Origin of the sequence: Pantoea sp. RIT-PI-b (assembly GCF_001187905.1) — a bacterium.
GTDB classification, from domain to species: domain Bacteria; phylum Pseudomonadota; class Gammaproteobacteria; order Enterobacterales; family Enterobacteriaceae; genus Pantoea; species Pantoea nemavictus.
Genome location: NZ_LGIS01000018.1, coordinates 93,025 through 109,528, shown reverse-complemented (window position 1 = coordinate 109,528; position 16,504 = coordinate 93,025). Strand labels below are relative to the sequence as shown.

Genomic DNA, 16,504 nt, shown 5'->3' with positions numbered 1-16,504 from the left:
AAAGCCGGCAACTCTGCCGGCTTTCTTTTTTTAAGCGATGCTCAAAGATTAGTAGCTTAAACGTCCCTGCTTCACCAACCATTCGCGCACCATAAACAGGGCGCTGACGTTACGCGCTTCGCGGAAATCAGGTTCCTCCAGCAGCGCCAACAGGTTATTTAACGGCCAGCGATGAACAATCAGCGGTTCCGGCTCATCACCTTCCAGCTTCTCTTCGTACAAACCTTCCGCGACCACAATGTTCATCTTGCTGGAGAAGTAAGAGGGCGCCATGGTCAGCTTGCCGAGCGCTTCCAGTTTAGTGGCACCAAATCCCGCCTCCTCTTTCAGCTCGCGGTCGGCGGCTTCAAAGGCGCTTTCACCGGGATCGATCAGCCCTTTCGGGAAACCGAGTTCATAGCTTTCCAGACCCACGGCGTACTCCTGTATCAGGATCACGTCATCGCCGATAATCGGCACAATCATCACCGCTTCCCGATCGGAAGGCTTCATGCGTTCATAGACGCGACGCGCGCCATTGCTGAAAGCGAGATCGACCGCTTCTATGGTGAACAAACGGGAGCGGGCAACCGCTTCCACATTGAGGATGTCAGGTTTTTTCATTGGGGTTTTCATATCAGCCTCAAACTTAGCACAACCCTGTGAAACGTGATGACGCCAGCATACCGAAGCCCGAACTATTGTGCGAGACGCGGTGTAGGTAAACTATGGTGACATACATTCACTCACTGCCGCTAACAACTTCTTGTTATCTATGCAGTTAAAAATTCACAATAAGTCAACGATGTTGTGCACAATTCAGATAATGCCGATATTTAATTGAGTTTTGTCTGGTTAACATCCCGTTAAGGAATAATCTACCAAACTATAATTAAATGATTTTGCGCGTTATTTTATCTGACTTTTCCCTTGTCAGAATCACTTCTGCTCGCCAAAATTGACTTGTATTGATGGATTCACCGGGAGTACATCGTTAACGTGAAGGCAGTTTTTTGGCTGGATTGAGCAAAGCATGAGCACTTACATTGTCATTCTGGCAGTCATGCTCGCCTGTTCGTTACTCGCAGGTATCGGCTATTGGTACGCTATGCGGCATCGTCCGCCGTTGGCGAAACCTCTGCCGTTTATCAGTCCGCCTCATCGCAAGCTTACTGACGAAGAACGTGATGCCGTTGAAAAGTACATTGCGTTGCTGGCCAAACAGCAGCAACACAGCAGTACCCGTTCCGCAAAGAAGTCACGCGAACCCGAAGCGCTGACGCTCACCGCGCAAAGCAGTAACGTTTATCCTGTCACTCGTTCCATCACCCGCTATGGCCTCTCCACCGACGATCCGCAGAAATGGCGCTACTATCTCGACGAAGTCGAGGTGCATCTGCCGCCGCTGTGGGAGCAGTACATCGCCGATGAAAACTATGTTGAGTTAATCCGTACGCAAACCCTGCCGCTGGTGATTTCGCTCAACGGTCATTCACTGGTGAGCTACGCCGTTGAACAACCGGCACTGCCGCCGCTGGTGCGACCGATGTCAACCAATGCGTCTATTCGTAAAGAAGAGAGCGAGAACGTTGAACTGCTGCAGGTGCGCAAAGAGACCTCGGAAGAGTATCAACTGTCACGCGCCGACGGCACGCGTGAAGCGGTCGCCATCTGTTTCGCTTTCCTCTTGTTCTTCCTTAGTCTGGTGCTGCCCGGCAGTCTGATGGTATGGATTGCCCTGCTCGGCTGCCTGATGATTGCCGTCAGCCTGTGGTTCCTCTACCGCTTCCCGGGTGCGAATGGTTTGCGTGACGTCCACTGCCTGCGCGGTGCGCCCAAGCGCTGGGGATTGTTCGGCGAATCAAATCAGGAGCAGAGCAACATCTCGCTTGGCATTATTGATCTGATCTACCCTGCACACTGGCAGCCTTATGTGGCGCATGATCTTGGCCAGATCACCGATGTTGAGATGTACCTCAATCGTCAGGTGGTGCGTCAGGGCCGCTTCCTGTCGCTGCAGGACGAAGTGCGTAACTTCCCGGTGCAGCGCTGGCGTAAAAACCTGGTGCTGGCGTGTGGTTCGCTACTGGTGTTGGTAATGCTGTTCACCTGGATTCCGCTCAGCATGCCGATCAAACTCAGCCTCGCGTGGGTAAAAGGCACCGAGAGCATCGAAGTGAACAGCGTTGATAAGCTGAATGCGCTGCCACTGCACATCGGCGACAGCCTGAAAGTGGGCGGCACCGGCATGTGTTCAGTGCCAGGCAACTACCAAAGCAATCGCAGCTACGCCTACATGCCGTTTGACTGCTCAGCCATTTACTGGAACAACGCCGCGCCGCTGCCACAGCCGCAATCGGATATCATCGATAAAGCTTCCGCGTTGCTCGACACCACCACGCGCCAGCTGCATCCGGAAACCAACACCGATCCGAAGCTCAACCCGCAGCTGGCCTCGGCGATTCAAAAATCCGGCATGATTCTGCTGGATGACTTCTCCGATCTGGTGCTGAAAACCCAGGAGCTTTGCAGCCAGCAGCAGGATTGTGTGCGCCTGAAAAATGCGCTGGTAAATCTGGGCAACGCCAAAGATTGGGATTCGCTGATCCACCGCGCAGATTCCGGCAAGCTGAATGGCATGAATGTGCTGCTGCGCCCGGTTAGCGCTGAAGCGCTGGAAAATCTGGTCAACACTGCTACTTCTACCTTCTTCGCGCGCGAGACCCGTCGCGCGGCAGAAAACCTCAATAGTCCGCCGCCGGGTGGTTTCCTGATCATCAGTGATGAAGGTCGCCAGATGGTGACGCAGCCGCAGCCGTCAGTTTCACTGTTTGATCTTGATGCCCCTTCGCAATGGCGTGAGCTACAGCGCATGTCTGAAATGCTGCTGCATACGCCATTCGCCGCCAGCGGCATCATCACCAGTATTACCACTGATGCTAACGGTACCCGTCATATCGCGCTGCATAACGAGCCAGATGCGATGGCACAATGGCGCTATTTAGGCACCGCGTTGCTGATGCTGGTACTGATTGCCAGCGCGGTGATCAACGGCTTGCTGGCGCTGCGTCGTATTCACCGTAATCGTCTGCGTATGGCGGAAATTCAGCAATATTACGACAAGTGCTTCAACCACAATCTGAACACTATGCAGAGCGTGCGCTCGCTGTTCTGAGCCCTTCCCTTCTGTGCTACCCTGTCGCCCACTTTTTAGCGGCGAGAAAGAAAATGCAGGTTACGCTTAACTGGTCAGAGATTGATACCGTGCTGCTGGATATGGACGGCACGCTGCTCGACCTCGCCTTTGATCGCCACTTCTGGCTGGAACACGTTCCGGAAACCTTAAGCCGTGAACGCGCGATCACGCTGGGTGAAGCCCATCAGCTGATTGAGCAGAAGTATCAGGCCGTGATGCATACGCTAAACTGGTATTGTCTCGATTACTGGTCGCAGGAACTGGCGCTGGATATTCGCGCCATGACGTGGGAAAAGCGCCATCGCGCCGCAATGCGTGAAGATACGCTGCCGTTATTGCAGGCGCTACGCGCCGCAGGCAAACGCACCATTCTGCTGACCAATGCGCATCCTTATAATCTGGATGTCAAACTGGAGCAGACCGGATTAGCTGCCCACCTTGATTTATTACTTTCCACCCATACCTTTGGGTATCCGAAAGAGGATCCGCGCCTCTGGCAGGCCGTTCAGCAGCACACTGCGTTTGAGCGTTCGCGCACGCTGTTCATTGATGACAGCGAAGCGATTCTGGATGCAGCGACAAGCTGGGGCATTCGCTGGTGTTTAGGCGTCAGCAATCCGGATTCCGGTCGGCCCGATCAATCTTTCCAGCGTCATCCGGCGGTACGAGATTATCGTCAGCTGTGTGAGACGCTGCGTTAAAGCAGGAGCCGCAATGAAAGAGAAAATCAGCGAAGGCGTCCGCCTCGACAAATGGCTGTGGGCCGCGCGCTTCTATAAAACCCGTGCGCTGGCTCGCGAGATGGTGGAAGGCGGCAAAGTGCATTACAACGGTCAGCGCAGCAAGCCCAGTAAACTGGTGGAGCTGAACGCCGAGCTGACGCTGCGTCAGGGCAATGATGAGCGCACCGTGGTGATCACCGCGGTCACCGATCAGCGTCGTCCCGCCACCGAAGCGCAAGCGCTGTATGCCGAAACCGACGCCAGTATCGAAAAGCGTGAGAAAACCGCGCTGGCGCGCAAGATGAATGCGTTAACCATGCCGCACCCCGATCGTCGCCCGGATAAGAAAGAGCGCCGCGATCTGATGAAATTTAAATTGTCGGGCGATAAATAACGCGCCCCCAACGAGAGAAACACTATGTCTGCAAACGATCAACTGCACCGCTACCTGTTCGAAAATGTCGCCGTGCGCGGTGAGCTGGTTAACGTGACGGAAACCTGGCGTGAAATTGTCAAAAATCACGACTACGTTGAGCCGGTAAAAACCTTGCTGGGCGAGCTGCTGGTGGCCACCAGTCTGCTGACGGCAACGCTGAAGTTTGACGGTGATATCACCGTGCAGTTGCAGGGCGATGGTCCGCTGACGCTGGCGGTGATCAACGGTAACAACCGCCAGGAGCTGCGTGGCGTGGCGCGCGTCAAAGAAGATGCCGAGATCGCACCGGGCAGCAGCCTGAAAGAGATGGTCGGTAACGGCTATCTGGTGATCACCATCTCGCCAGAGAAAGGCGAGCGTTATCAAGGCGTGGTGGGCCTGGAAGCGGATACGCTGGCGGGTTGCCTGGAAGATTACTTCATGCGCTCTGAGCAGCTGCCAACGCGCCTGTTTATCCGCACCAGCGAGAAAGGCGCGGCGGGCATTCTGCTGCAGGTGCTGCCAGCGCAAGAGCCGAGCCCGGATGATTTCAATCATCTCGCCACGTTGACCGAAACCGTGAAGAGCGAAGAGCTGATCGAACTGCCCGCCACCGACGTGCTATGGCGTCTGTATCATCAGGAAGAAGCCACGGTGTTTGATCCGTCGCCGGTTAGCTTCAAATGCACCTGCTCACGCGAGCGTTGCGGCGAAGTCCTGAGTACGCTGCCGATTGAAGAAGTGGATGAAATCCTCGCAGAGGATGGCAAAATCGATATGCATTGCGACTACTGCAATTCGCACTATGTGTACGATGCGGTGGATATTGCCGCCATTCGTAACGCGCCAACCAACAACAGCGATCAAGTGCATTAATTTCCTGCCGGGCGGTTCAGCCGCCCGCATTTCCCTCTGAACGTATCCCTATCATTTATCACGGTTATTAGCTAAATAACGCTGACTTTAATTACATAAGTGGCAGATTTCTCTACTTGTCACGTTCCAGCTCGCATTTCTGACTATCTTCTCTTTTCCGCTGTGCTCATAAGAGTACACTGCGCGCGATCTGCCCTGTGTGGCTATGCACGGCAGGCAGCAGAATCCCCCCATAAAAAATACGCAGTAACAGATACCGATTAAAGGAGCAGTCACATGCGCGTTAACGGCCTGACATCGCAAGACCTCGCCTCTATGGGCATCAGCGGCACCACCGAAGTGGTGTACAACCCTGACTTCGACACGCTATTTCAGGAAGAGACCCGCCCAGAGCTGGAAGGTTATGCGCGAGGCACTCTGACGCAGAGCGGCGCCATTGCCGTGGATACCGGCATCTTTACGGGTCGCTCGCCCAAAGATAAATATATCGTTCGCGATGACACCACGCGCGACACGCTGTGGTGGAACGATGTTGGCAACGGCAAAAATGATAACCAGCCGCTGTCGCAGGAAACCTGGCAGGCGTTGAAAGATCGCTGCACCCAGCAGCTTTCCGGCAAACGTCTGTTTGTGGTTGATGCGTTCTGCGGTGCCAATCCCGACACGCGCCTGAGCGTGCGCTTCGTGATGGAAGTGGCCTGGCAGGCGCACTTCGTCAAAAACATGTTTATCCGTCCGAGCGAGAGCGAGCTAGCTGACTTCAAGCCAGATTTCGTGGTGATGAACGCCGCGCAGTGCACCAATCCGGACTGGCAGGCGCAGGGTCTGCACTCTGAGAACTTCGTCGCCTTCAACCTCACTGAGCGCATGCAGTTGATTGGCGGCACCTGGTACGGCGGTGAGATGAAGAAAGGCCTGTTCGCCATCATGAACTACCTGCTGCCGCTGAAAGGCATTGCGTCGATGCACTGCTCGGCTAACGTCGGCAAAGCGGGCGATGTGGCGGTGTTCTTCGGCCTCTCCGGCACCGGCAAAACCACCTTATCCACCGATCCGGATCGCCAGCTGATCGGTGATGACGAACACGGCTGGGATGACGATGGCGTGTTCAACTTTGAAGGCGGCTGCTACGCCAAAACCATCAATCTGTCTGAGCAGGCGGAGCCGGAAATCTACCGCGCTATCCGCCGCGATGCACTGCTGGAAAACGTGGTGGTGCGCGCCGATGGCAGCGTGGATTACGCCGACGGCAGCAAAACCGAAAACACCCGCGTCTCCTATCCGATTGAGCATATCGAAAACATCGTGCAGCCGGTTTCCAAGGCGGGCCATGCGAAGCGGGTGATTTTCCTCACCGCCGATGCTTTTGGTGTGCTGCCGCCGGTTTCGCGCTTAACGCCGGAACAGACGCAGTATCACTTCCTGTCGGGCTTTACCGCCAAGCTGGCCGGCACCGAGCGCGGCGTAACCCAGCCGACGCCAACCTTCTCCGCCTGTTTCGGCGCGGCGTTCCTGACGCTGCATCCCACGCAATATTCCGACGTGCTGGTGAAGCGCATGGAAGCGGCGGGTGCGCAGGCCTATCTGGTCAATACCGGCTGGAACGGCAGCGGTAAGCGCATCTCACTGAAAGACACACGGGCTATCATCAACGCGATTCTGGCCGGTGAACTGGATAACGTGGAAACCGAACAGCTGCCGGTGTTTAACCTGCAGATGCCAAAGCATTTACCGCAGGTGAATAGCGCAATTCTCGATCCGCGCCGCAGCTGGCCAACGGAAGCGGCCTGGCAGCAAGCCGCGCAGGATCTGGCGCAGCGCTTTATCACTAACTTTGAGAAGTATACCGATAACGACGCCGGGAAGGCGCTGGTGCAGGCCGGTCCGCAGCTGTGATGTGACGTGGTTGAGGCCAAAAAAAAGCCGCTATCCTGCGAGGGATAGCGGCTTTGTTGTTTCTGCATCGACGGGTTTTGTAAGGTGATTTGTGCCCACATGGCCATCACGCGCTGTGGTTAATGCTCACCACTGCGCTGCTACTGCTGCCTTCGGGGATCGGCAGCCACGCGCGAATACGCAATCCGCCGCGATCGCTCTCACCAATCTCCAGCGAACCTTCATGGGCATCGATAATACGCTGCACAATCGCCAGGCCTAGGCCGGTTCCGCTGGTGCTGCGAGCGCTGTCGCCACGCACAAACGGCTGGAACAGATGTTGCAGTTGATCCGGTTTGATGCCGGGACCATCATCTTCCACCTGGAACCACGCGCGGTTCAGCTCTTTGCCGCTGCTAACCTTAATCCAACCGTTGCCGTAACGCGCCGCATTGACCACCAGGTTCGCCAGCGCGCGCTTAATCGATAACGGGTTGATATCCAGCATCACATCTTCGGACATTACCGCATTCTCAATCTCGCGCTCGTAGCCACTTTCAGCCGCCACCACTTCGCCCAGCACGCTGTTCAGGTCGGCACGTTCGGTCTGCATCTCCTGTCCGGTGCGCAGATAATCGATGAACTGCTCGATAATGGCGTTGCACTCTTCGATATCTTTGTTGATCGACTCCGCCAGATAACCATCCTGCTCACCCATCATTTCGGTGGCAAGGCGGATACGCGTCAGCGGCGTACGTAAGTCGTGGCTGACACCGGCCATCAACAAGGTACGATCGTCGGCCAACTGCTTCACCCCGGCCGCCATTTGGTTAAAGGCGCGCGTCACTGAACGCACTTCAGACGCACCGTATTCGCGCAGCGGCGGCGGAATGATGCCTTTGCCCACCTGTAATGCCGCATGTTCCAAATCCACCAAGGGTCGGTTTTGGATGCGGATAAACAGCCAGGCGCCGCCTATCGCCAGCAGCATAATCGCGAGCGTGTAGCGGAACAGCGGTGAGAAGTCGCCCTGATGGATTTCGGTGAGCGGTACGCGCACCCAGATATCCGGCGACAGCCAGGTTTTCAGCCACACCACCGGCGAGTTTTTATTCACCTCGACCCGGACATCGGTGGGGCCGCCCAGCTGTTGGCCCATCTGTTCACTGAGGAATTCGTAATGCTGCGCCCAGCGCAAACCGCTCTCTTCCGCCGCCGCGTTGGTATACAACGAGATGCCCAGCTCACGATAAATTTCGCGTCGGAAGGCCGGCGGCACTTCCAACTGTGTTCCATCTTCCAGCTGCAGCCGGTCAGTCATCAACATACGCACTTCGTACGCGAGGACCTTATTGAACTGCTGCAAACTGGGAAGAATGGCGAAATTGAGCACCACCAAATAGGTCGTTACCAGGCTGACGAACAGCAAGGTAACGATCAATAACAAGGTGCGGGCAAACGAACTGCGGGGTGAGAAGCGCAATCGCCTCATGCTTTGCTGCCGTCCGGAACGAATACGTAGCCAAGGCCCCAAACGGTCTGGATATAGCGCGGATGCGCCGGATCTTCTTCCACCATGCGACGCAGACGGGAAATCTGCACGTCGATGGAGCGTTCCATGGCGCTGTATTCACGGCCACGCGCCAGGTTCATCAGCTTATCGCGCGACAGCGGCTCACGCGGATGGCTCACCAGCGCTTTTAACACGGCAAACTCACCGCTGGTCAGCGGCATCGGCTCATCTTCACGGAACATTTCGCGGGTGCCGAGGTTCAGCTTAAATTTACCGAAGGCGATAACCGCTTCTTCCTGCGAAGGCGCGCCTGGCAGTTCATTGGCCTGACGACGCAGCACGGCACGAATTCGCGCCAGCAGCTCACGCGGGTTGAACGGTTTTGGAATGTAGTCATCCGCGCCGATCTCCAGACCGACGATACGATCCACTTCTTCACCCTTGGCGGTGACCATAATGATCGGCATCGGGTTACTTTGACTGCGCAGACGACGGCAGATAGATAAACCATCTTCGCCCGGCAACATCAAGTCGAGCACCATCAGATGGAAAGATTCGCGGGTTAACAGTCGATCCATTTGCTCGGCGTTGGCAACGCTACGCACCTGAAAGCCCTGCTCGGTGAGATAGCGCTCCAGCAACGCACGCAGACGCATATCGTCATCGACGACCAGAATTTTGTAGTTCTCTTGCATGTTCAACTCCCAAAGGCGCCATTGCCTGAGCCAATATTGTTAAAAAAAGAGGCCTCAGTGTGACAGTCATTAATGGTTTATATTCTAGCCGAAATTGTTACAAAGCATATTAAACAGCAGCTTATATTTATTTTTAGCCCCGAAATGCGCTTCGCTTCGCGTTTTTTATCTGTGCTTTCAAGCCGCTTAGCGCTTATCTGAAAATTTGGCGCCTATTCTTTCTGTTACTGGAACATTACACATTAAATCGCGGCCAGGAAGGCGCTCAGCGCGATTTGGCTTAAGGTAACGGTGCAGAATATGCCAGTACCAGCTGAAGGGCAGCATAAAATATTGTGCTTTCGCCATCAGCCGCGTATCTGCTCTCGGAACAATTCCACGCCAGGAAAAAACAAGGCCAGGATTAAATAAAGGCTGATAAATCAGGCAATAAACACGTCTTTCTTATCGCAGCGCGATCTCCGACACTGCATGCGTACCTGCTGTTATTGAGTTCATGTGGAGAGAGAAAGATGAAAAAAACCGTAATTCTGCTGGGCGCACTGGTACTGACCAGCATCACTCAGGTTCAGGCGGCCACCAGCGCGGGCGAAGCGGCTGGCGCTCAGGCGTCTACCACCGCGAAAGGAAACTCTGACGCTATCGGTATTGGCGCGGTGGGTGCGTTGCTGGGTGTTGCACTGGCGACCATGAGCGGCGGCGACAAAGGTGGCAACAGTACCTCAACCACCACCGCGACCACGCCAGGCAAATAATTCATACTATTGATGCGCGGCAAGGCTGCGGCGCTTTCCCCTCTTTTACTGTCAGCCCATTTCGCCACCGGAGAATAAGTTGCGCCCCGGCCTCGTTATCCAGGCCATTATTCTCCGACTCTTTTTAGGGCGTCTCTTTTACATAGTCGATGCTGTTCACAAACCAGATTTTCTGGCCTTCCGGCGTGTTCACCACCACTTCGTCATCCACTTCTTTCTTGATCAGCGCGCGCGCCATCGGCGAATCAATCGAAATGTACTCTTTCATCGTCTCGCCATAGATTTCATCCGGGCCGACAATGCGAAACCGCTTCACGTCGCCCTGCTCGTTCTCCACCTGCACCCACGCGCCAAAAAACACTTTGCCTTCCTGCTGCGGTGCGTAATCGACAATTTTCAGGTCGGCGAGGCATTTACGCAGATAGCGTACGCGGCGATCGATCTGGCGCAGCAGACGTTTGTTGTAGGTGTAATCGGCGTTTTCCGAACGATCGCCGAGGCTGGCCGCCCAGGAGACAATTTTGGTCACTTCGGGACGCTTTTCGTTCCACAAATGGTCGTGTTCAGCGCGCAGCTTGTTATAGCCTTCGCGGGTAATCAGTTGGGTTTTCATGACATCAACTCGTGGTAACGGCGTTTCTTCGCAGCAAAGAGGCTAACAATAAGCGACCGATTCGCCATCAGCAAGAAGCAGACTTTAAAGCGCGCGCTGCATTCAGAAAAAGACGGATTCACTGGCCCCCGGCTGGCAATTTTCGCCCTCAGCCCGTATAACTGTCCCCTATTTCTAACCCTGTGTAAGCATTGTTAATGATGATGAAAGATTCGCTGAGCCAGATTATCGCAAGTGAGCTAAAGGCACGCGCCGACCAGGTTGATGCCGCCGTGCGCTTACTTGATGAAGGGAACACCGTGCCGTTTATCGCACGTTATCGTAAGGAAGTGACCGGAGGCCTGGACGACACCCAGCTGCGTTTACTGGAAAGCCGTTTAGGTTACCTGCGCGAGCTGGACGATCGTCGCCAGTCGATTCTTAAATCTATCGACGAACAGGGCAAACTTACCCCTGAACTCGCTACCGCCATCAACAGCACGCTGAACAAAACCGAGCTGGAAGACCTTTACCTGCCGTACAAACAGAAGCGTCGTACGCGCGGACAGATCGCGATTGAAGCCGGTCTTGAGCCGCTGGCCGAGACGCTGTGGCAGGATGCGTCGCAGGATCCCGAGCAGCTGGCCGCGGGCTACGTTGACGCCGACAAAGGCGTTGCCGACGTACGCGCCGCGCTGGATGGCGCACGCTACATTCTGATGGAGCGCTTTGCGGAAGACGCCTCGCTGCTGGCGAAAGTGCGTGATTATCTGTGGAAGAACGCGCATGTGGTTTCTCGCGTGGTGGAAGGCAAAGAGGAAGAAGGCGCGAAATTCCGCGACTACTTCGATCATCACGAAGCGCTGAGCGGCGTGCCATCGCACCGCGCGCTGGCGATGTTCCGCGGCCGTAACGAAGGCGTGCTGCAGCTGTCGCTAAATGCCGATCCCCAGTTTGAAGAAGCCCCGCGTGAAAGCTACGGCGAAACGCTGATCGCCGAACACCTCAACCTGCGCCTGAATAACGCCCCGGCGGACAGCTGGCGCAAGGCGGTGGTGAGCTGGACCTGGCGCATCAAAGTGCTGCTGCACCTCGAAACCGAATTGATGGGCACCATTCGTGAACGCGCCGAAGATGAAGCCATCAACGTATTTGCCCGCAACCTGCACGATCTGCTGATGGCCGCACCGGCGGGAATGCGCGCCACTATGGGTCTCGATCCCGGTTTGCGTACCGGTGTAAAAGTCGCGGTGGTGGATGCCACCGGCAAACTGGTCGCCACCGACACCATTTATCCGCACACCGGTCAGGCAGCGAAAGCGGCCGCGGCCGTCGCGGCACTGTGCACCAAACATCAGGTTGAACTGGTGGCGATTGGTAACGGCACCGCTTCGCGCGAGACCGAACGCTTCTTCCTCGACGTGCAGAAGCAGTTCCCCCACGTTAACGCGCAGAAAGTGATTGTGAGTGAAGCGGGCGCATCGGTTTACTCTGCGTCGGAATTGGCGGCGCTGGAGTTCCCGGATCTCGACGTCTCGATTCGTGGTGCAGTTTCCATCGCGCGCCGCCTGCAGGATCCGCTTGCCGAACTGGTGAAAATCGATCCGAAATCCATCGGCGTGGGCCAATATCAGCATGATGTTAGCCAAAGCCAGCTGGCGAAGAAGCTGGATGCGGTGGTAGAAGACTGCGTAAACGCCGTGGGTGTTGATCTCAACACCGCATCGGTAGCGCTGTTAACCCGCGTAGCCGGTTTAACCCGCATGATGGCGCAGAATATTGTCAGCTGGCGCGATGAGAATGGACGTTTCCAGAATCGTCAGCAGCTACTGAAAGTCAGTCGTCTGGGACCGAAAGCCTTTGAGCAGTGTGCCGGCTTCCTGCGTATTAACCACGGCGATAACCCGCTGGATGCCTCAACCGTGCACCCGGAAGCTTACCCGCTGGTCGAGCGCATTCTGGCCGCCACCGAGCAGGCGCTGAATGAGTTGATGGGCAATCCGGGCAGCCTGCGCGATCTCAACGCACGTGAATTCACCGATGAGCGCTTCGGCTTGCCAACGGTGACGGACATCATCAAAGAGCTGGAAAAACCGGGTCGCGATCCGCGCCCTGAGTTTAAAACCGCGCAGTTTGCTGAAGGTGTGGAAACGCTCAACGATCTGTTGCCGGGCATGGTGCTGGAAGGCGCGGTGACCAACGTCACCAACTTCGGCGCGTTCGTTGATATCGGCGTGCATCAGGATGGTTTAGTGCACATCTCTTCCCTTTCCGACAAGTTCGTCGAGGATCCCCATCAGGTGGTGAAAGCCGGCGATATCGTCAAAGTGAAAGTAATGGAAGTGGATATGCAGCGTAAACGTATTGCGCTCACCATGCGTCTGGATGAGCAGCCAGGTGAAAGCAATGCGCGCGGGAACAACCGCAGCGCGGGCAAAGAAGCAGCGCGTCCGGCGGCCAATAACAAAGGCCGTGGCAAACCGGCCAGCGCTTCCGCCGGCAACAGCGCGATGGGCGATGCGCTTGCCGCAGCCTTCGGTAAAAAACGTTAAGATCCTGCCCTAAAAACGCGCGGAGATGACGCTATCTCCGCGCGTATAAGCCTTGATAAATCTCCTCGCCCAACTACGCTAAAAATTCTGTGTGAAAAAATGACCTTCCGCGTGGCCCAGCGATCCAATGGATATTATCAACGCCTTAATCGATGAGATTTATCACGGCAGCTTTCCTGCCGCAGCGCGTGAACGCCTGCTTTCACACATTCGAGCCGCGCGCGATACGGTTAAACTGCCGCGCAAGGCGCACTGGGATGAGAAAGATGTGGTGCTGATCAGCTACGCCGATCAGTTTCGCGAACCGGAACAACCCACCCTCGCCAGCTTTTCACGCTTTTATCAGCAGCATCTGCAATCCACTTTCAGCCTGGTGCATCTGCTGCCGTTCTTTCCTTATTCATCCGATGATGGCTTCTCGGTTATCGACTATCACCAGGTCAATCCGATCTGCGGCGAGTGGCAACATATCAGCGCGCTACATACTGAAACCCGCCTGATGTTCGATTTTGTCTGCAATCACATGTCGGCGCACAGCGCGTGGTTTCGCCATTTTCTGGCGCAGGATCCCGGCTGGGATGATTTCTTTATCAGCATGCCGCCCGCCACCGATCTCAGCGCGGTCACGCGCCCACGCACTTCACCCTTATTAACACCGTTTGAGATGGCCAACGGCGAGACACGCTACATCTGGACCACCTTCAGCGCCGACCAAATCGACCTCAACTTCGCCAACCCGGAAGTGTTGATTCGCATGGTCGACGTGCTGCTGGATTACCTGATCAAAGGCGCGGATTATGTGCGGCTCGACGCCGTTGGCTACATGTGGAAAACGCCCGGCACCCACTGCATTCATCTGCCGAAAACCCATCAACTGGTGAAACTGTTTCGCGCCATCGCCAATGAAGCGGCGCCCGGCACGGTGATCGTCACCGAAACCAATGTGCCGCACAAAGACAACATCAGCTATTTCGGCAACGGCAAAGATGAAGCGCAGATGGTGTACCAGTTTTCACTGCCGCCGCTGGTGCTGCACGCCATACACTCCGGTTCGGCGCGTGCGCTGCGTCAATGGGCCAGCACGCTGGATTTAGGCGGTGGCACCACCACCTTCTTTAACTTTCTCGCCTCGCACGACGGCATTGGGCTGAATCCGGCGCGCGGTATTTTGTCGGAAGTGGAGATTGTGGCGCTGGTACGCGATTTAGCGCTGGAGGGCGCGCTGGTCTCCTACAAGAACAATGCCGACGGCACCACCAGCCCTTACGAAATTAACGTCACCTATTTCGATGCGCTGAATCAGCAGAACGACGACGATGACACGCGTTTGCGTCGCTTCCTGCTGGCACATGCAATTCTGCTGTCGTTTCCCGGCGTGCCCGCCATCTACATTCAAAGCATTCTCGGCTCACGCAACGATAACGAAGGCGTGCGTGCCGCTGGCCACAACCGCGCCATCAACCGTGAGAAGTACAGCCTGCGCGAGATGGAGGCGTGGATTAGCGGCGGCAATCCGCTGCGACAGCAGGTGTATGAACGTCTCAGCGCGCTGATTCAGCTGCGCACGCGCCAGTCCGCGTTTCATCCGGACAATCCGATGACGCTGCTGGAGAGCGAGAATACCTTGCTGGTATTGCGTCGCCATAAACCGGATAGCGAAGGCTTACTGTGCGTGTTTAATCTCAGCAACCATGATGTAACCACACAGCTGCCGCTGGCGCACCAGGTGCAGGATCTCATTAGCGGGGAGAAGCTGGATGGCAGCCAGCCAATAACGCTGGCTGCATGGCAGTTTATGTGGCTGCGCGGACAAAATTCAGCACCTGCTGACAGAAAGCATCCGGATGGGAAATAAATGGCGCATGCGCCGCCTTCTCCATCACCACCGATGAAGAAGATGGCCAGCGCGTATCCAGCTCCTGTGCGATACCACGCGGCACCAGCCCATCGAGATAACCATAAATGCGCAGAAACGGCAGAGTGAGGTCGTCGAGTGAAGCCCGCAGATCGTCCTGACGCAGAATCTCCAGTCCGCCTTCTAATACCTCGACCGATGGCATCGGCTGCGACAACACCACCTCTTTCAGCTGACGTGCATCTTGTCGCGCATGCTCGGTGCCCATGGTTTGCAGCGCCAGAAAACGCTCCACGGTGCGTTGGAAATCTGTGCTCAGCTGTTGCTGGAAACTCTGTAGCGTCTCGGGCTTGATGCCCGGCCACGCATCACGTGCGGTAAAGCACGGCGATGATGCCACGGAGATCAGTGCTGTAACACGACCGGGCTGGGTTAAAGCCAATTGGCTGGCGACTAATCCGCCCAGCGACCAGCCGATCAGCACCGCGCGCGGCGGTAACTGCGGTAACAGTTGCTGCGCCATTTCCGCTAAGGTCAGCGGACCAAAACCCTGGCTGCGACCAAAGCCCGGCAGATCCACCAGGTGCAGGCGAAAATGCGAGCTGAGTCGAGGAACAATGTTTTGCCACACTTCGGCGTTCAAACCCCAGCCGTGCAGCAGCACAAGATCGCAATCGCCCGTGCCTGTGGTGTGCCAGTAAAGCGAACTCATCGGTTACACTCCCGAAAAGTGAAAAGGAGGTCGCTATGCTACCAATCCCGGCACTGTGTTGGCTATGCCGCCTGCCGCTGCAGATTGTCGGCCACGGTTTGTGCAGTCGCTGCGTGCAACAAATTCCACGGCTGCCGGCGCTATGCCCATGCTGCGGTTTACCGGCCAGTGGCGCCCAACCCTGCGGGCGCTGCATCCGCCAGCCGCCGCCGTGGCAAAGTCTAACCTGCGTCAGTGATTATCTGCCGCCGCTGAGTGATTGGGTGCAGCAGCTGAAGTTTTCTCGCATTACCGCACTCAGGGTGATGCTGGCGCGGCTGATTTTGTTAAAATTATTAACAATGCGTCGTGATTACCGGCTGCCGCGTGTAGATTTGGTGCTGAGCGTGCCGCTGCATCGTCGGCGCGCCTGGCAACGCGGCTATAATCAGGCGGCGCTGCTGGCAAAACCGCTGGCACGCTGGCTGGGCTGCGAATATCGCGAAGGAGTAAAACGCGTGCGGCACGGCGCGGTGCAGCATTCATTAAGCGCTAGCGCACGTAAAAAGAACCTGCGCGGTGCCTTTCGCCTTGAAATGCCGGTGCGCGGGCGCCATATCCTGCTTATCGACGATGTTGTGACTACCGGAAGTACCGTGGCGGAAATTAGCCGCATCCTGCTGGCGCAAGGCGCGGCCAGCGTACACATTGGTTGCCTGTGCCGTACCTTGTAGAGCGTCGGTGTTGGGCGTATTATAACCAAGTAATTTAGTCAACTATTGAGCAAT

14 protein-coding genes are annotated in these 16,504 nt (G+C 56.0%); 9 read left to right on the top strand and 5 right to left on the bottom strand.

The genetic code is table 11. The annotated features are described in order from the left end of the window. Positions 1 to 48 precede the first annotated feature (48 nt). Positions 49 to 615: an ADP compounds hydrolase NudE gene (gene nudE / locus AC790_RS12070; RefSeq protein WP_007892292.1), complete on the bottom strand. Its 567-nt coding sequence runs from the start codon at positions 613 to 615 to the stop codon at positions 49 to 51. A gap of 397 nt (positions 616 to 1,012) precedes the next feature. Between nudE and AC790_RS12065 the strand changes: the two genes are divergently transcribed. The 5 genes from AC790_RS12065 to pckA all read left to right on the top strand — a co-directional run bounded on the left by AC790_RS12065 (position 1,013) and on the right by pckA (position 7,084). Then, positions 1,013 to 3,154 (top strand): intracellular growth attenuator family protein, encoded by a 2,142-nt coding sequence (locus tag AC790_RS12065; protein WP_007892294.1) that lies wholly within the window; start codon positions 1,013 to 1,015, stop codon positions 3,152 to 3,154. Positions 3,155 to 3,207: 53 nt separating this feature from the next. Continuing rightward, positions 3,208 to 3,876, top strand: a complete 669-nt coding sequence (gene yrfG, locus AC790_RS12060; RefSeq protein ID WP_007892297.1) for a GMP/IMP nucleotidase — start codon at positions 3,208 to 3,210, stop codon at positions 3,874 to 3,876. Positions 3,877 to 3,889: 13 nt separating this feature from the next. Further along, positions 3,890 to 4,291 carry a ribosome-associated heat shock protein Hsp15 gene (hslR, locus tag AC790_RS12055; protein ID WP_007892299.1) on the top strand — a complete coding sequence of 134 codons (402 nt, stop codon included), beginning with the start codon at positions 3,890 to 3,892 and terminating at the stop codon, positions 4,289 to 4,291. A gap of 24 nt (positions 4,292 to 4,315) precedes the next feature. Beyond that, entirely contained in the window at positions 4,316 to 5,188 is an 873-nt protein-coding gene (gene hslO, locus AC790_RS12050) for an Hsp33 family molecular chaperone HslO (protein WP_007892300.1), read from the top strand. A gap of 276 nt (positions 5,189 to 5,464) precedes the next feature. Next, positions 5,465 to 7,084: a phosphoenolpyruvate carboxykinase (ATP) gene (pckA, locus tag AC790_RS12045; RefSeq protein WP_049851934.1), complete on the top strand. Its 1,620-nt coding sequence runs from the start codon at positions 5,465 to 5,467 to the stop codon at positions 7,082 to 7,084. A gap of 106 nt (positions 7,085 to 7,190) precedes the next feature. Here pckA and envZ read toward each other — a convergent pair whose 3' ends face one another. Both envZ and ompR read right to left on the bottom strand, forming a co-directional pair. Next, positions 7,191 to 8,555 (bottom strand): two-component system sensor histidine kinase EnvZ, encoded by a 1,365-nt coding sequence (gene envZ / locus AC790_RS12040; RefSeq protein ID WP_007892307.1) that lies wholly within the window; start codon positions 8,553 to 8,555, stop codon positions 7,191 to 7,193. Beyond that, the gene (gene ompR / locus AC790_RS12035; RefSeq protein WP_001157751.1) at positions 8,552 to 9,271 is read right to left on the bottom strand and encodes a two-component system response regulator OmpR; all 720 of its coding nucleotides are present in this window, start codon (positions 9,269 to 9,271) and stop codon (positions 8,552 to 8,554) included. Before ompR ends, envZ begins: the two co-directional genes overlap by 4 nt. Positions 9,272 to 9,783: 512 nt before the next feature. Between ompR and yjbE the strand changes: the two genes are divergently transcribed. Continuing rightward, positions 9,784 to 10,026 carry an exopolysaccharide production protein YjbE gene (gene yjbE / locus AC790_RS12030; RefSeq protein WP_007892310.1) on the top strand — a complete coding sequence of 81 codons (243 nt, stop codon included), beginning with the start codon at positions 9,784 to 9,786 and terminating at the stop codon, positions 10,024 to 10,026. A 124-nt stretch (positions 10,027 to 10,150) separates the two neighbouring features. Here yjbE and greB read toward each other — a convergent pair whose 3' ends face one another. After that, entirely contained in the window at positions 10,151 to 10,639 is a 489-nt protein-coding gene (gene greB, locus AC790_RS12025) for a transcription elongation factor GreB (RefSeq protein WP_007892311.1), read from the bottom strand. A 203-nt stretch (positions 10,640 to 10,842) separates the two neighbouring features. Here greB and AC790_RS12020 point away from each other — a divergent pair, with 203 nt between their 5' ends. Further along, entirely contained in the window at positions 10,843 to 13,170 is a 2,328-nt protein-coding gene (locus tag AC790_RS12020) for a Tex family protein (RefSeq protein WP_049851969.1), read from the top strand. A 127-nt stretch (positions 13,171 to 13,297) separates the two neighbouring features. Further along, positions 13,298 to 15,025, top strand: coding sequence for an alpha-amylase family glycosyl hydrolase (locus AC790_RS12015; RefSeq protein WP_049851933.1), 1,728 nt, complete (start codon positions 13,298 to 13,300; stop codon positions 15,023 to 15,025). Here the strand turns inward: AC790_RS12015 and bioH are convergent. Next, complete coding sequence (bioH, locus tag AC790_RS12010) at positions 14,964 to 15,737, bottom strand: pimeloyl-ACP methyl ester esterase BioH (RefSeq protein ID WP_049851932.1); 774 nt, start codon at positions 15,735 to 15,737, stop codon at positions 14,964 to 14,966. The two genes, AC790_RS12015 and bioH, sit on opposite strands and share 62 nt — an antisense overlap. 35 nt (positions 15,738 to 15,772) lie before the next feature. Here bioH and gntX point away from each other — a divergent pair, with 35 nt between their 5' ends. Next, the gene (gene gntX / locus AC790_RS12005) at positions 15,773 to 16,450 is read left to right on the top strand and encodes a DNA utilization protein GntX (RefSeq protein ID WP_049851931.1); all 678 of its coding nucleotides are present in this window, start codon (positions 15,773 to 15,775) and stop codon (positions 16,448 to 16,450) included. The last annotated feature ends 54 nt before the right edge of the window (positions 16,451 to 16,504 follow it).

Excerpts from the sequence above, each read along its gene's own strand:
- bioH (WP_049851932.1), bottom strand. The coding sequence starts at position 15,737 with ATGAGTTCGCTTTACTGGCACACCACAGGCACGGGCGATTGCGATCTT.
- AC790_RS12020 (WP_049851969.1), top strand. The coding sequence starts at position 10,843 with ATGAAAGATTCGCTGAGCCAGATTATCGCAAGTGAGCTAAAGGCACGC.
- gntX (WP_049851931.1), top strand. The coding sequence starts at position 15,773 with ATGCTACCAATCCCGGCACTGTGTTGGCTATGCCGCCTGCCGCTGCAG.
- hslO (WP_007892300.1), top strand. The coding sequence starts at position 4,316 with ATGTCTGCAAACGATCAACTGCACCGCTACCTGTTCGAAAATGTCGCC.
- hslR (WP_007892299.1), top strand. The coding sequence starts at position 3,890 with ATGAAAGAGAAAATCAGCGAAGGCGTCCGCCTCGACAAATGGCTGTGG.
- ompR (WP_001157751.1), bottom strand. The coding sequence starts at position 9,271 with ATGCAAGAGAACTACAAAATTCTGGTCGTCGATGACGATATGCGTCTG.
- yrfG (WP_007892297.1), top strand. The coding sequence starts at position 3,208 with ATGCAGGTTACGCTTAACTGGTCAGAGATTGATACCGTGCTGCTGGAT.
- AC790_RS12015 (WP_049851933.1), top strand. The coding sequence starts at position 13,298 with ATGGATATTATCAACGCCTTAATCGATGAGATTTATCACGGCAGCTTT.
- yjbE (WP_007892310.1), top strand. The coding sequence starts at position 9,784 with ATGAAAAAAACCGTAATTCTGCTGGGCGCACTGGTACTGACCAGCATC.
- nudE (WP_007892292.1), bottom strand. The coding sequence starts at position 615 with ATGAAAACCCCAATGAAAAAACCTGACATCCTCAATGTGGAAGCGGTT.
- AC790_RS12065 (WP_007892294.1), top strand. The coding sequence starts at position 1,013 with ATGAGCACTTACATTGTCATTCTGGCAGTCATGCTCGCCTGTTCGTTA.
- greB (WP_007892311.1), bottom strand. The coding sequence starts at position 10,639 with ATGAAAACCCAACTGATTACCCGCGAAGGCTATAACAAGCTGCGCGCT.
- pckA (WP_049851934.1), top strand. The coding sequence starts at position 5,465 with ATGCGCGTTAACGGCCTGACATCGCAAGACCTCGCCTCTATGGGCATC.
- envZ (WP_007892307.1), bottom strand. The coding sequence starts at position 8,555 with ATGAGGCGATTGCGCTTCTCACCCCGCAGTTCGTTTGCCCGCACCTTG.